At 58.9% G+C, this 13,705-nt stretch carries 13 protein-coding genes and 1 pseudogene; 3 read left to right on the forward strand and 11 right to left on the reverse strand.

What is annotated here, in order from left to right:
- The first annotated feature begins 344 nt into the window (after positions 1–344).
- On the forward strand, positions 345–2,018 hold the full coding sequence (locus ACYZTR_RS10555; protein WP_129436966.1) for a DEAD/DEAH box helicase: 1,674 nt from the start codon (positions 345–347) through the stop codon (positions 2,016–2,018).
- A 387-nt stretch (positions 2,019–2,405) separates the two neighbouring features.
- Here ACYZTR_RS10555 and ACYZTR_RS10560 read toward each other — a convergent pair whose 3' ends face one another.
- The 6 genes from ACYZTR_RS10560 to minC form a co-directional block, all read right to left on the reverse strand.
- A complete protein-coding gene (locus tag ACYZTR_RS10560) occupies positions 2,406–2,582 on the reverse strand; it encodes a hypothetical protein (RefSeq protein WP_461978620.1) in 177 nt (58 codons plus the stop codon).
- Positions 2,583–2,721: 139 nt separating this feature from the next.
- The gene (locus ACYZTR_RS10565; RefSeq protein ID WP_461978622.1) at positions 2,722–4,011 is read right to left on the reverse strand and encodes a M18 family aminopeptidase; all 1,290 of its coding nucleotides are present in this window, start codon (positions 4,009–4,011) and stop codon (positions 2,722–2,724) included.
- 116 nt (positions 4,012–4,127) lie between these two features.
- Positions 4,128–4,763, reverse strand: a complete 636-nt coding sequence (locus ACYZTR_RS10570) for an RluA family pseudouridine synthase (protein ID WP_008146175.1) — start codon at positions 4,761–4,763, stop codon at positions 4,128–4,130.
- Positions 4,764–4,944: 181 nt separating this feature from the next.
- Positions 4,945–5,199 carry a cell division topological specificity factor MinE gene (gene minE / locus ACYZTR_RS10575; protein WP_007898843.1) on the reverse strand — a complete coding sequence of 85 codons (255 nt, stop codon included), beginning with the start codon at positions 5,197–5,199 and terminating at the stop codon, positions 4,945–4,947.
- Entirely contained in the window at positions 5,199–6,011 is an 813-nt protein-coding gene (gene minD / locus ACYZTR_RS10580) for a septum site-determining protein MinD (RefSeq protein WP_461978624.1), read from the reverse strand. Before minD ends, minE begins: the two co-directional genes overlap by 1 nt.
- Positions 6,012–6,212: 201 nt before the next feature.
- Positions 6,213–6,950 (reverse strand): septum site-determining protein MinC, encoded by a 738-nt coding sequence (gene minC / locus ACYZTR_RS10585; RefSeq protein WP_461978626.1) that lies wholly within the window; start codon positions 6,948–6,950, stop codon positions 6,213–6,215.
- 118 nt (positions 6,951–7,068) lie between these two features.
- Between minC and ACYZTR_RS10590 the strand changes: the two genes are divergently transcribed.
- Positions 7,069–8,001, forward strand: coding sequence for a lipid A biosynthesis lauroyl acyltransferase (locus ACYZTR_RS10590; RefSeq protein ID WP_461978628.1), 933 nt, complete (start codon positions 7,069–7,071; stop codon positions 7,999–8,001).
- A 35-nt stretch (positions 8,002–8,036) separates the two neighbouring features.
- The gene (locus tag ACYZTR_RS10595) at positions 8,037–9,209 is read left to right on the forward strand and encodes a patatin-like phospholipase family protein (protein WP_461978630.1); all 1,173 of its coding nucleotides are present in this window, start codon (positions 8,037–8,039) and stop codon (positions 9,207–9,209) included.
- A gap of 101 nt (positions 9,210–9,310) precedes the next feature.
- Here the strand turns inward: ACYZTR_RS10595 and ACYZTR_RS10600 are convergent, their stop codons facing one another.
- From ACYZTR_RS10600 to ACYZTR_RS10620, 5 genes and pseudogenes are all read right to left on the reverse strand, one after another.
- Complete coding sequence (locus ACYZTR_RS10600) at positions 9,311–10,096, reverse strand: outer membrane protein OmpK (protein ID WP_461978632.1); 786 nt, start codon at positions 10,094–10,096, stop codon at positions 9,311–9,313.
- Between the two features lie 373 nt (positions 10,097–10,469).
- Entirely contained in the window at positions 10,470–11,255 is a 786-nt protein-coding gene (locus tag ACYZTR_RS10605) for an outer membrane protein OmpK (RefSeq protein ID WP_461978634.1), read from the reverse strand.
- Positions 11,256–11,438: 183 nt separating this feature from the next.
- A pseudogene (locus tag ACYZTR_RS10610) lies at positions 11,439–11,708 on the reverse strand (solute carrier family 23 protein); the annotation flags it as partial.
- Between the two features lie 140 nt (positions 11,709–11,848).
- Positions 11,849–13,141: a urate hydroxylase PuuD gene (locus ACYZTR_RS10615; RefSeq protein WP_461978636.1), complete on the reverse strand. Its 1,293-nt coding sequence runs from the start codon at positions 13,139–13,141 to the stop codon at positions 11,849–11,851.
- Positions 13,142–13,191: 50 nt separating this feature from the next.
- The gene (locus tag ACYZTR_RS10620) at positions 13,192–13,695 is read right to left on the reverse strand and encodes an ureidoglycolate lyase (RefSeq protein ID WP_008005655.1); all 504 of its coding nucleotides are present in this window, start codon (positions 13,693–13,695) and stop codon (positions 13,192–13,194) included.
- Positions 13,696–13,705: the final 10 nt, after the last annotated feature.

A 13,705-nucleotide genomic window follows, 5' to 3' on the forward strand; every position in this document is an offset into this window, starting at 1 on the left:
CCAGCAGGGCTGGGCCTTTGCAAAATAGACCGTTGCACGATGATCCGCAAAGCGTGTGACAGAACGCTGTACGTGGCAGTTTTCCGACAAATAAAGCTCCCTTTTTGGGCTAATTCCGGTATAGTGCGCGCCGGCCTTTAACCGGGCCGCGTTTAGGTAGCGCAATTTCCCGAAGTCAGCTTCGGCTGCACGTCCGCACAGCGGACTCTCCCTTGACGAATCTTTTTCATTCATTCGTTTTCGCAAATCCCCGCCGACAAAGCAGCCAGGGCGACTCTTGAGTCTTACACGGCATGCGCAGCTTTGGAGCATGGGTCTTTGCGGATGCACTTAGAGGCAGACCCATGACCCAGGAAACCGGCGGCTTCGCCGCTTTTAATCTTAATCCGAATATTCTTGCAGCCGTCATCGCGACTGGCTACGAAGAGCCTTCGGCTATTCAGCATCAATCGATCCCGATCATCATGGCCGGGCACGACATGATTGGTCAGGCGCAAACCGGTACGGGTAAAACCGCTGCGTTCGCCCTGCCTATCCTGCATCGCATCGATCCTGCTAAGCGCGAGCCGCAAGCCCTGATCCTGGCGCCAACCCGTGAGTTGGCGCTGCAAGTAGCAACCGCTTTCGAAACCTACGCCAAGCAAATGCCGGGCGTTACCGTTGTGGCCGTTTACGGCGGCGCCCCTATGGGTCCACAACTGAAAGCAATCCGTAATGGCGCACAGATCGTTGTCGCCACTCCGGGCCGTCTGTGCGACCACCTGCGTCGTGACGAAAAAGTCCTGTCGACCGTGAACCACCTGGTTCTCGACGAAGCGGACGAAATGCTCAAACTGGGTTTCATGGACGACCTCGAAGTGATCTTCAAGGCCTTGCCTCCAACCCGTCAGACCGTATTGTTTTCGGCTACCTTGCCGCAGTCGATCCGTGCCATTGCCGAACGCCATCTGCGCGATCCGCAACACGTGAAGATCCAGACCAAGACTCAGACCGTTACCGCGATCGAACAGGCTCACCTGTTGGTTCACGCTGACCAGAAGACCTCGGCTGTATTGAGCCTGCTGGAAGTTGAAGACTTCGATGCCCTGATCATGTTCGTGCGCACCAAGCAAGCGACCCTGGACCTGGCCAGTGCCCTGGAAGCCAAAGGCTACAAAGCCGCTGCGCTGAACGGTGACATTGCTCAGAACCAACGTGAGCGCGTGATCGAATCCCTCAAGGATGGCCGTCTGGACATCGTTGTGGCGACCGACGTTGCTGCTCGTGGTCTGGACGTTCCGCGTATCACTCACGTGTTCAACGTTGACATGCCGTACGACCCAGAGTCCTACGTTCACCGTATCGGCCGTACTGGCCGTGCCGGTCGCGAAGGTCGTGCACTGCTGCTGGTAACTCCACGTGAGCGCCGCATGCTGCAAGTGATCGAGCGTGTAACCGGTCAGAAAGTTGCCGAAGTTCGCCTGCCGGACGCTCAGGCCGTTCTCGATGCCCGCATCAAGAAACTGACCAACAGCCTGTCGCCGCTGGTGGCTGATGCCGAATCGACTCACGGTGATCTGCTGGATCGCCTGACTGCCGACATCGGTTGCACCCCGCGTGCACTGGCCGCTGCTCTGCTGCGCAAGGCGACCAACGCTCAGGCGCTGACCCTGGCCGCGATCGAGAAAGAACGTCCACTGGTGCCGAACAACGCACCACGTGGCGATCGTCCAGAGCGTACCGGTGATCGTCCGGACCGTGGTGATCGCGAGCGTCGTGCTCCGGTTCCATTGGCCGAAGGTCGTGCTCGTTGCCGTACCGCGCTGGGTGCGCGTGATGGTATCGCTGCCAAGAACCTGCTGGGCGCTATCCTCAATGAGGGTGGTCTGGCTCGCGAAGCAATCGGTCGCATCCAGGTGCGTGACAGCTTCAGCCTCGTTGAGCTGCCGGAAGATGGTCTGGAGCGTCTGCTGACCAAGCTGAAGGACACTCGCGTTGCTGGTAAGCAGTTGAAGCTGCGTCGCTATCGCGAAGATTGATCCGCTCTCGGGCTGATTGATCGAACATAAAAAATCCCCGACTGGTTCGGGGATTTTTTTGCGCATCCAAAAACGCTCTGTATGTAGCAGCTGCTACAGATTTAATCCGTCACTTGGCTGCCGCCCGCGGTGATCACTTGCACGCTCATGCGTGGTGTCGCCTTCGGTCAGGCCAAATCGCATCCGCACTCGGTGGCCGACCCAGATCAGCGCGGCGGCGAGCAAGCTCCAAACCATCGGGATCATGGCGATGGCAAAAATGATTGGTAGCGATTCAGCAGCGTCATGAGGCAGACAAGGACGAAACACGGCAGGGCAAAAAGACGAGATAAGCGGATCGATCGAGTGTACGAGCCCGTCAAAATCAATGCGAGCAGGGGTGAGGATTTATTCGTTGAGTTTGGCGAGGATCTTGAAGACCACGGTGGCGAGGATCATCAACATGCCGATCCACATCGCGAACACGCCGGCGTTCTTGTCGCGGAAATTGAAACCGGTTGCCAGCATAATCATCCCGGCGAGAATCGGGATCAGCATGGTGTGAAACGAAGACATCGAGATCATGAGCGACTGCCTTGTCGGAAGGGGTAGTTAAAGTCTAGGTGGCTTTTGGTGAACGGTGGTGAACACCTGTAGGAGCATGGCTTGCCAGCGAAGGCGTCCTTAAGATCGCCATCGCTGGCAAGCCATGCTCCTACACGGGTTACGGCAACTCGCGGCAGGCGTAAAACGCGCTCAACACTTTGACCAGGTGCGCCAGATCATGGCTGCCGCACAGCTCGCGGATCGAGTGCATGGCGAATGTCGGCAGGCCGATGTCCACGGTGCGCACGCCCAGGTGGCTGGCGGTGATCGGGCCGATGGTCGAGCCACAGCCCATGTCGCTGCGCACCACGAAGCTCTGCACCGGCACTTCTTCGGCCATGCACAGATGGCGGAAGAACCCGGCGGTTTCGCTGGTGGTGGCGTAGCGCTGGTTGCTGTTGACCTTGATCACCGGGCCAGCGTTGAGTTTCGGGCCGTGGTTGGCATCGTGCTTGTCGGCGTAGTTGGGATGAACGCCGTGGGCGTTGTCGGCCGAGACCAGCAGGGATTTCTGAATGGTCCGTACGAACTCATCGCCTTCGGGCAACAAACGACGCAACGTTTGCTCGAGCATCGGGCCGTCGGCACCGCAGGCTGAACAGGAGCCGACTTCTTCGTGGTCGTTGCAGACCAATACACAGGTTTCGTCGGTTTCGGTGGTCAGCAAGGCTTGCAGGCCGGCATAACACGACAGCAAATTGTCCAGGCGTGCGCCAGCGATAAAATCGCCATGCAGGCCGATGACCGCAGCACTTTGGGTGTCGTAGAAGCTCAGCTCATAGTCGAGCACTACGTCGGCGTTCAAGCCGTGTTCGCGGGCGAGTTGATCGGTCAGCACGGCACGGAAGTCCACACGCTCGTCACCGGCAAATTGCGCGAGGATCGGCGGCAGTTCGGTCTGGGCATTGATCGCCCAGCCCATGTTGGCTTCACGGTTGAGGTGAATGGCCAGGTTCGGGATGGTGGCGATCGGCGCCTTGAAGTCGATCAACTGGCTCTCGACCTTGCCATCACGACGGAAGGTCACACGGCCGGCCAGGGACAAGTCGCGGTCGAACCATGGCGCCAACAGTGCGCCGCCATAGACTTCGACGCCCAGCTGCCAGAAACCCTGGCGTTGCAATTCCGGCTGGGGTTTGACCCGCAGGCACGGGCTGTCGGTGTGGGCGCCGACCAGGCGAATGCCGCCATGCAGGGGCGAATGACGGCCCATCTTGAACGCGACGATCGAAGAGTCGTTACGGGTGACGTAGTAGCGACCGTTGGCTTCGGTGGTCCATGGCTCGCGCTCGTCGAGGCGTTGATAGCCCGCCGTTTCCAGGCGCTGAACAAGGCTGGCGGTGGCATGGAATGGGGTAGGGGAGGCCTTGAGGAAATCGATCAGGCCTTGGTTCAACTCTTCGCGCATAAGTAGCTCCAGACAGCAATGGCGCAAGTTTAACGTATTGAAAGCGCAAAGTGCGGCGGCACAGAACTTGTGGGAGCGAGCCTGCTCGCTCCCACATTTTTTGACCGTGATTGCCCTTAAAACGGAGCCGGACACTCGAAGCGCAAGCGTTCGCCGCTTTGCGGGTGAGTAAAGCTCAGCATGCTTGCGTGCAGGCACAGTCGTGGCCAGGCCGCTAATGCTTGCTCGTGGGCGTAGAGCCCGTCACCCAGCAGCGGGTGACCGATGGAGAGCATGTGCACGCGCAACTGATGAGATCGGCCGGTGATCGGCGTCAATTCGACACGACACCAATCGCCGCAACGCTCCAATACGCGCCAGAAGGTCAGGGCATGTTTGCCGAATTCATGGTCCACCACATGGCGTGGCTTGGTTGGCGGGTCGTAGCGCAAGGGCAGATCGATGCTGCCACTGTCCAGTTCCGGCTGGCCCCAGCACAGGGCGGTGTAGGCCTTTTCGGTTTCGCGGTCATGAAATTGCCGAGACAGCTCGCGATGCGTGTCCGGGTCACGGGCCAACAGAATAATGCCGGAGGTTTCCCAATCCAGACGATGGACGATTCGCGCTTCCGGGTAGCCGTTTTCTTGCAGGCGGGTAATCAGGCAGTCCTTGTTGTCATCGGCCCGGCCAGGGACGGAGAGCAGCAGGGTCGGTTTGTTCACCACCAGTACGGCGGCGTCCTGATGGATGATGCGGATGTTGGACAACGGCATTAAAACAGCCTCGTAACAAACGCCAACGGCGGCTCAGGCCCCCACACCCTGTAGGAGCGAAGCTTGCTCGCGAACGCATCACCTCGATCTATCAAATACACCGAGTTGCCTGCTTCGCGAGCAAGCTTCGCTCCTACGAAGTGCCAGGAGGTCTGAGCCGCCGTGGCTCCTGTCTGATCGACTAGCGGTCAGGCAGGGTGATATTGAGTTCCAGAATCGAGCAGCTGCCCTGGTTTTCCAGAGCGACGTGCACGTCATCGGACCCGATATTGACGTACTTGCGGATCACCTCGACCAATTCCTTCTGCAGGGCTGGCAGGTAGTCCGGTGTACTGCGTTGGCCGCGTTCGTGCGCCACGATGATCTGTAGACGCTCTTTCGCTACCGACGCGGTGCTGACCTTTTTGCTGGCACGAAAGAAGTCAAAAAGATTCATTATCTACCTCCAAACAGGCGCTCGAAGAATCCCTTCTTCGTTACATCGAGAAAACGATGCTCCACGGTTTTGCCCAGCAGTCGATCGACCGCATCGCTGTATGCCTGACCGGCATCGCTTTGGTCGTCGAGAATGACCGGCACGCCCGAGTTGGAAGCTTTGAGTACCGCTTGGGATTCCGGAATGACACCCAGCAAGGTGACGGCCAGAATCTCTTTGACGTCTTCGACGCCGAGCATTTCGCCGTCACTGACCCGTTGCGGGTTGTAGCGGGTCAGCAGCAAGTGCTCCTTGATCGGGTCTTCGCCCTTTTCGGCGCGGCGGGACTTGCTGGCCAGCAGGCCGAGCATGCGGTCCGAGTCACGTACCGAGGACACTTCCGGGTTGGTCACGACGATCGCTTCATCAGCGAAGTACATGGCCAGGTGGGCGCCTTTCTCGATGCCGGCCGGGGAATCGCAGACCACGAATTCGAAGTCTTCTTTCAGCGCCATCAACACTTTTTCCACGCCTTCCACAGTCAGCGCGTCTTTATCGCGGGTCTGACTGGCGGCCAGTACGTAGAGGTTTTCCAGGCGTTTGTCTTTGATCAGGGCTTGTTGCAGGTTGGCTTCGCCGTTCACCACGTTGACGAAGTCATACACTACGCGGCGCTCGCAACCCATGATCAGGTCGAGGTTACGCAGACCGACGTCGAAGTCGACGATGACTGTTTTGTGGCCGCGCAGTGCGAGGCCGGTACCGATAGCAGCACTGGTGGTGGTCTTACCCACACCACCCTTGCCGGATGTAACCACGAGAATCTTGGCCAAGGTGTTTCACCCCTAAGGAAAAAGGACATTTAGCCCCTGAAAAACATCTCTAGAAAAACTACTGCAGTCGGACAGCCTTGGCTGGAATCCGGCCCAAAACGGCGCTTACCTCGGGTAAACACTGCCTATGGCCTTTTTCCTACTTCGTTTGAGCCGTTTTCGCTACGTTTTAGAGATGTTTGGAAAATGCGGCAGTATCCGTTAAAGCCGAATGATGTTCAACACATCGCCAGACAGGCTGATCTGTACGCCCGCGCCCCACATAGGGTCGCGACGCAGATCCTCCGAAACCTTGTAGTGGCCTGCGATGGAAACCAGTTCAGCGCTCATTTGCTGACAGAAAATCCTGGCTTTCGTGTCGCCTTTGACGCCGGCCAACACACGACCGCGCATCGGGCCGTATACATGGATGTTCCCATCGGCGAGAAGTTCCGCCCCCGGACTGACCGACGAGATCACGACCAGATCGCAGCCCTGGGCATAAATCTGCTGGCCACCGCGTACGGGCGACGTGATGATCTTCGTTGGTTTGATGGTCGGTTCCGGCGGTTTTTCCGTTTTTTTCGCAATGACGCCTTCGTGCGGGTCAAGCGCACGTTCCCGGGCGCCGGACGGTGGCAGCACCGGCAGGTCGACCGCGATGGCCGCGGCGATGTCTTCAATGCGGCTGGCCCGGATCGCCAGGGTGCGCAGGCCGTGCTGGCGGCAGACGCGCATCAGGCCTGGCAGATCAACTGCGCCTTCGCTGGCCGGAAGTTTGTCCAGGGCCAGCACCAGTGGCGCGTTGCTGAAGAAGTTAGGCGCTTGTGCAACCTTGGCGGCCAGTTGACGATCAAGGTTCTCGAGGTCGTTACGGGCCAGTTCCAGCACCGTAATGGCGAGCATGCTGCCCTTCAGCTGGAACACGGGATCTTGGTCTAGCGGTTCGGTTTGGCTCATGGTCGGCATACAACGACTTGTCACTAAAAGTGCCGAGACTTATAACGAGAACGCCCGCGAGCCGCAAGCCGGGTCGAACGATGTAGAATGCGCGGCCATTGTCTTTCCGGAACCTTTAATGGATCGCCCGCGTTTTCGAAGAGCATTTCTTTCTCCACGTTTCTGGCCGCTGTGGTGTGGCTTGGGGCTGTTGTGGCTGATTGTCCAGTTACCGTATCCGGCGTTGCTGTCGATCGGTCGCGCCTTGGGTGCATTGATGTATCGAGTAGCGGGCGACAGACGGCGCATTGCCAAGCGCAATCTCGAACTGTGTTTCCCTGAAAAAACCGCTGCCGAGCGCAAGCGCCTGCTCAAGGAAAACTTCGCCTCCACGGGCATCGCGTTTTTCGAGATGGCGATGAGCTGGTGGTGGTCACGCGAGCGTCTGGCGAAGCTGGCCCATGTCGAAGGGTTGGAGCATTTGAAAAAGGCCCAGCGCGACGGCAAAGGCGTGATCCTGATGGCCGTTCATTTCACCACGCTGGAAATCGGCGCGGCGTTGCTCGGCCAGCAACACACCATCGATGGCATGTACCGCGAGCACAAGAATCCGTTGTTCGACTACGTCCAGCGCCTGGGTCGTGAGCGGCACAACGTCGACTCGCTGGCGGTGGAGCGCGACGACGTTCGTGGCATGCTGAAACTGCTGCGGGCCGGCCGGGCAATCTGGTACGCACCGGATCAGGACTATGGCGCCAAGCAAAGTATCTTTGTGCCGTTGTTCGGGATTCAGGCCGCGACCGTCACCGCCACCAGCAAGTTTGCGCGGTTGGGCAAGGCGTTGGTGGTGCCGTTCACTCAGGAACGTCTGGCTGACGGCAGCGGTTATCGACTGATGATTCATGCACCGCTCGAGGATTTCCCCGGCGAGACCGAAGAGGCCGATTGCATCCGCATCAATCAGTGGGTTGAAGGCGCGTTGCGCGAATGTCCAGAGCAATACCTCTGGGCTCATCGCCGCTTCAAGAGCCGCCCACTGGGCGAACCCAAGTTCTACGCAAAACGCGGTTGAACCACCGATCCCAATAAGCACCATGGAGTGTTGCGATGAGTCGTGCTGAACCGGTTACAGGGTTGATTCTTTCCGGCGGCGGGGCTCGGGCGGCTTATCAGGTGGGCGTGCTGGCGGCGATTGCCGAGCTGCTGCCGGTGGGCGCAGCGAATCCGTTTCCGGTGATCGTCGGCACCTCGGCCGGCGCGATCAACGCGGTCAGTCTCGCCAGTGGGGCGATGGATTTTCGTGGTGCGATTCAACGTCTGACAGCCTTCTGGCAGGGCTTTCGCAGTCATCTGGTATTGCGCAGCGATTGGCCGGGCGTGATCCATCAGGCCAGTCGTTTTGTCAGCCACAGTTTGCTGGGGATTGGCGCTCAGGTGCCGGTGGCCTTGCTCAACAGTTCGCCGCTGCGCGGATTGCTCGACGACAAACTGCAGATGAGCGGGATTGCCGAGGCCATTGCACAGAAGCAGTTGCAGGCGGTTGCGGTGACCGCGTTCGGCTACGAGTCCGGTCAGGCGGTGACCTTTTATCAGGGCGGCGGCACCATCAATGCCTGGTTGCGCCATCGGCGAATCGGCGTTCCCACGCAATTGACCGTCGATCACTTGCTGGCCAGTTCAGCGATTCCGCTGCTGTTCGCGCCAGTGAAAATCGGTGAAGAGTATTTCGGCGACGGCGCGGTACGCCAGTCGGCGCCGATCAGCCCGGCGCTGCACCTGGGCGCCAGCCGAGTGCTGGTGGTGGGCGTCAGCGGCAACCCCCGCGGCGTCGATCCGGAACAACCGCTGCAGCGCGCCTACACCGGTCAGCAGCCGAGCCTGGCGCAGATCGGCGGGCACATGCTCAACAGCACGTTCATTGACAGCCTGGAAAGTGACATCGAGTTGCTGCAGCGACTCAATCAGTTCAGTCATCTGCTACCCGATGGCACACCGACCCGAGCACTCGGAGTGGCGCCCGTGGAGGTGCTGGTGATTTCGCCGAGTCAGCCGATCGATGAGATTGCGGCGCGGCATCGGCAGGAGTTGCCGGCGGCGCTGCGCCTGTTTCTGCGCGGTCCGGGGGCGACCAGGACGAGCGGGGCGGGGGTGCTGAGTTATCTGCTGTTCGAGGCGGGGTATTGCAGCGAATTGATTGATCTGGGGCGGCGGGATGCGTTGGCCAAGGGGGATGAGTTGTGTCGGTTTCTTGGGTTGGCGGAGCCTGTGGTTTCGGCTTGAGATTGGCGGTGCGGCCTTCGCGAGCAGGCTCGCTCCCACAGTGATCTTTGTCGTGCTGACGATCACCTGTGGGAGCGAGCCTGCTCGCGAAGCTTTTACGATCAGAAGTGGAGCTTCACCAGGAAGCTTGTGGTGCTCTGATCGGTCTTGAAGAACTGGCTGTCTTTGATCCCGTACTTGTCCGACCAGTAGTCGTACTCCACACCGACATACAACTGCTTCTCACCAATGCTCAACGCCTTGCCCAAGTCGTATTTGACCTGTGGATTGAAGTGCAGGTTGGCGTGGTAGTCGCCTTTGGAGTTGGAGTCGTTGTCGACCACCCAATCCATGAAACCATCGATCAGGATGTTCGAATCGCCGACCGGGATGGTGTAGGACCAGGCCGGGGTGATTTGCCACACGTTGTCGCCCGCACGGCTGCCTTCGGTATGGCGCTGATAGAAGTTCAGCTGGAAGTAGTCGAAGCCCGGGATCGCCAGGTCGAAACCAGGACCGATCAGGTAGGACTCGGTATCGCCTTCACCGAACTCGTACGTCATGGCCAGCAACACGTCTTTGACCGGGCCGAATTCGATTTTCTGGTCGAGGACCTTGCCCAGGGAAATTCGTGGGCTGAACTCACCGTAATAGGTGTTCGGGCCGACGTTGAAATCCTTGTCGCCGTTGTAGAAGATTTTGTCGACGAAGAAGAAGTTATCCCCATATTTCCAGCCATCGGCGTGTTCGAAAGTCACGGTCTGCTGAATGCGCGGATTGACCTGGAAGTCCTTGCCATACAGGTAGGTCAGACTGTTGTTCTGCCATTGCAGCAAGTCGCCGGCCATTGCCTGGCCCCCGGCCAGCAAAGATCCCGCCAGCATCAGGCTAGTGCACGTACGTTTCATTCGGTTGCTCCCAAAAAGTAGGTGGTTCCACGTTATTTTTTTAAGGTCTGCGCTCTGGTGTGGCGCCTTTTCCTGTCGCTTTAAAAATCATCCAATCGGTCAGCTTCAGTGCTATTAGCAAGAGCTGCGCCAAGGCTTTCAAAAAGCCAAAAACTCCCGTTCGGCGGCTCAAGAGCAGTCGAGTGAGAGAGGTTTTGGAGTGCCTTGGACCGTCCAGAGCCGGGATAAGTTGGCTTTCTGGTCAGGAATTAAATCCGGGCTTTTTTTTAGTCCAGATTCGGGCGGCCGCGGAGAATACTGACTCCTTGGCCAGGTCTCAAGTGCCCCGCAACAGCGCACCGACGATAGGTTTGGAGCACGGTTGCGGGCCATCTTAAAAGTGCACCTTCACCAGCAGGCTGGCGGTGTTTTGGTGGGTGTCGAGGTTCGAGCTGTTTTCGACCCCGTACTTGTTCTTCCAGTAGCTGTATTCGGTGCCGACGTAGACCTGTTTCTGGCCCCAGCCCAGGGCTTTGCCGAGGTCATATTTGAGCTGCGGATTGATGTGCAGGTTGGCGTGGTAGGTGCCGCGGGCGTTCTGATCGTTGTCGACCACCCAGTCCAGGTAGCCGTCGAACAACAGGTCTGAATTGCCCAATGGAATGCTGTAGGACCAGGCCGGCGTGATCTGCCAGACACCATCGCCGGGGCGCGGGCCTTCGGTCTGGCGACGATAGAAGTTCAGGGTGAAATAGTTGAAGCCGGGCACCGCGAGGTCGAAACCCGGGCCGATCAGGTAGGCCTCGCTGTCGCCTTCGCCGTACTCATAAGTCATGGCCAGCAGCACGTCCTTGACCGGGCCGTATTCGAAGCGGCGGTCGAGGATCTTGCCGAAGGAAAGGCGTGGGCTGAACTCGCCGTAGAAGGCGTGGGGCCCTTTGTTTCGGTCTTCTTCGCCGTTGTAGAAAATCTTGTCGACGAACAGGAAGTTATCGCCGTACTTCCATTTGTCGGCGTGCTCGAACGTCACCGTCTGCTGGATCGACGGGTTGATCTCGAAATTCTTGCCGTACAAATAGCTCAGGCTGTTGGTCTGCCACAGCAGCAAATCGCCGGCCATGACTTGGCTGGCGGCCAAAAGACCTCCGCCCAACAGCATGTTTGTCTGTGTCCGAATCATCTGTTGCTCCCTCTTGTTTTTATTGTTTGAGGCGCAGGTGTGGCCACTGTGGGAGCAGCTGCTCCCATAGGTTGTATGGCTTTTAGTGTGTCAATGCGGGTGGGCGTGGCAGTCGTTGATGGCCGCGCGTTCGGCGCCGCCAAGGATGTTGAACAGCAGGTTCAGCGACAGCGCACTGAGCGCTTTGGACATGAATGGCGCGATGATCATGCCGAAGAATCCGGCGGCGATGGTCGCGCCGAAGATCCCTTGCAGACCGATGCCCGGCATGCCGGCCAGTGCGACCATGCTACCGACGGCGGCGAAACTGGCGCCCATCATCACCGGCATGCGGATGCCCGTCGGGCCTACCCCTAACGATTGCACGATGGTGGCGACCAGGATCAGTTGCAAAAGGGGCAAGCGCTGAATAGCGGGTGCGTCGGGGATGCGCGCTTCGGAGAGCTCGGACATGCAACACCTCGGATCTTTTTTATTATTGTGATTGTGTGCATCAGGTGGACCGCATCGCGGCCATTCGCGGGCAAGCCTCGCTCCTACAGATCCCTATAAAACCTGTAGGAGCAAAGCTTGCTCGCGAAGCTTTTCAACGCTTAATTGGTCGGAGCTCCCTGCACAATCCACGCGCCGATCAGGTCACGTTCCTGCTGGGTCATCTGCGTGATGTTGCCCAGTGGCATGATCTGGCTGGTGACGGCTTGAGCCTGGATGCGCGCGGCGTTCTGACGGATCTGCTCGGGGGTGTCGAACATCACGCCACCCGGTGCGGCACTGAACAACGGACTGGTCGGTTTGGCCGAATGGCAGACCGTGCAACGTTCCTGAATCACGTCGTGCACCTTGTCGTAACTCGGTCCGGCGTTCGCAGCCTGAACCGGCGCTTCAGCAGGCTTCGCGGCGGCAGGTTTGGCACCTCCACCGAGGGCGGTTTCCGGCAGCGGCTGGTACTCGATGGTGCCAGGTGCCTTGGCTACTTCAGGTGCACTGGACATCTGCGCCGGGCCAGTCACGTACGCCAGGCAGATCATGCCCACTGCTGCGACGGGCATGGTCCAGGCGAACTTGTGGCTGTCATGACGGGTGTTGAAGTAATGACGCACCAACACCGCCAATACCGCGATCCCGGCCAGGATCAGCCAGTTGTATTGGCTGCCGTAAGTGCTCGGGAAGTGGTTGCTGATCATGATGAACAGCACCGGCAAGGTGAAGTAGTTGTTGTGACGCGAACGCAGCAAGCCTTTGGCCGGCAGCGCCGGATCCGGCGTGCGGTTCTCGGCAATCGCCGCCACCAGTGCGCGTTGCGCCGGCATGATGATGCGGAATACGTTGCCGACCATGATGGTGCCGATGATCGCGCCGACGTGCAGGTACGCACCACGACCGCTGAACACTTTACTGAAACCGTAAGCGGCGCCAATGATCAGCACGAACAGGATGAAGCCGAGCAGGGCAGGGCGTTTGCCCAGGGCCGAGTCGCAAAGGAAGGAGTAGACGAACCAGCCGACGAACAACGAGGCAATGCCCAGGGCAACACCTTCAGGGCCGGTCAGGCTGCTGCCCGGTGCCAGCAGGTAGAGCGTCGGGTTGGAGTAGAACACCACGCACAGCAGCGCGATCCCCGACAGCCAGGTGAAATAGGCTTCCCATTTGAACCAGTGCAGGTTGTCCGGCATGGTCGGTGGGGCCAGTTTGTATTTTTCCAGGTGATAGATACCGCCGCCGTGGATCGCCCACAAATCGCCCGCCAAGCCACTTTTCGGGTTGACCCGATTGAGGTTGTTTTCCAGCCAGACGAAATAGAACGACGCGCCGATCCAGGCCACGCCAGTAATCATGTGAACCCAGCGTATGCTCAGGTTCAGCCATTCGAACAGATGTGCTTCCACAGTCTTTACCTCTCGCCTTTCACTCTGTCGTCGAGTGATCAGACCTTCTCTTATTGGTGGGGGGCAAGGATCAAACGCTCATCCTCTTTGAAAAAATGCTCATCGCAGTTGTTGCCTGTGCCACTGCGATCAACCACCAGGAAGTCATCCCGCTTTTCGATCGTCAGCACCGGATGGTGCCAAACGCCGCGATGGTAATTAATGCCCTGCCTGCCGTTGGTGACGAAGGCGCGGACCAAGCCTGATACAGGTTCATCGCCAAGTGGCGCGACCACGATCAGAAAGGGGTTGCCGAGCAGCGGGATGAAAGCCTGGCTGCCCAGCGGGTGACGCTCCAGCATGCAGACGGTCAGCGGCATGTCCTGCGCGTCGGCGCGGAAGATGCTGATGATCGCGTTGTCCTCTGGCGTGGCGGTTTCAACCGTCGCCAGTTTGTGAAAGCGCATGGTCGAACCGTTGTTGATCATGAAGTGATCGCTACCGTCGGTTTCGATCACGTCACCGAAAGGGGCGAAGGCTTCTTTGGTCAGCGGTTCAATCGTCAATGTGCGCATGCTGGTCTTC

It is taken from the genome of Pseudomonas sp. Hz4, from assembly GCF_054898165.1.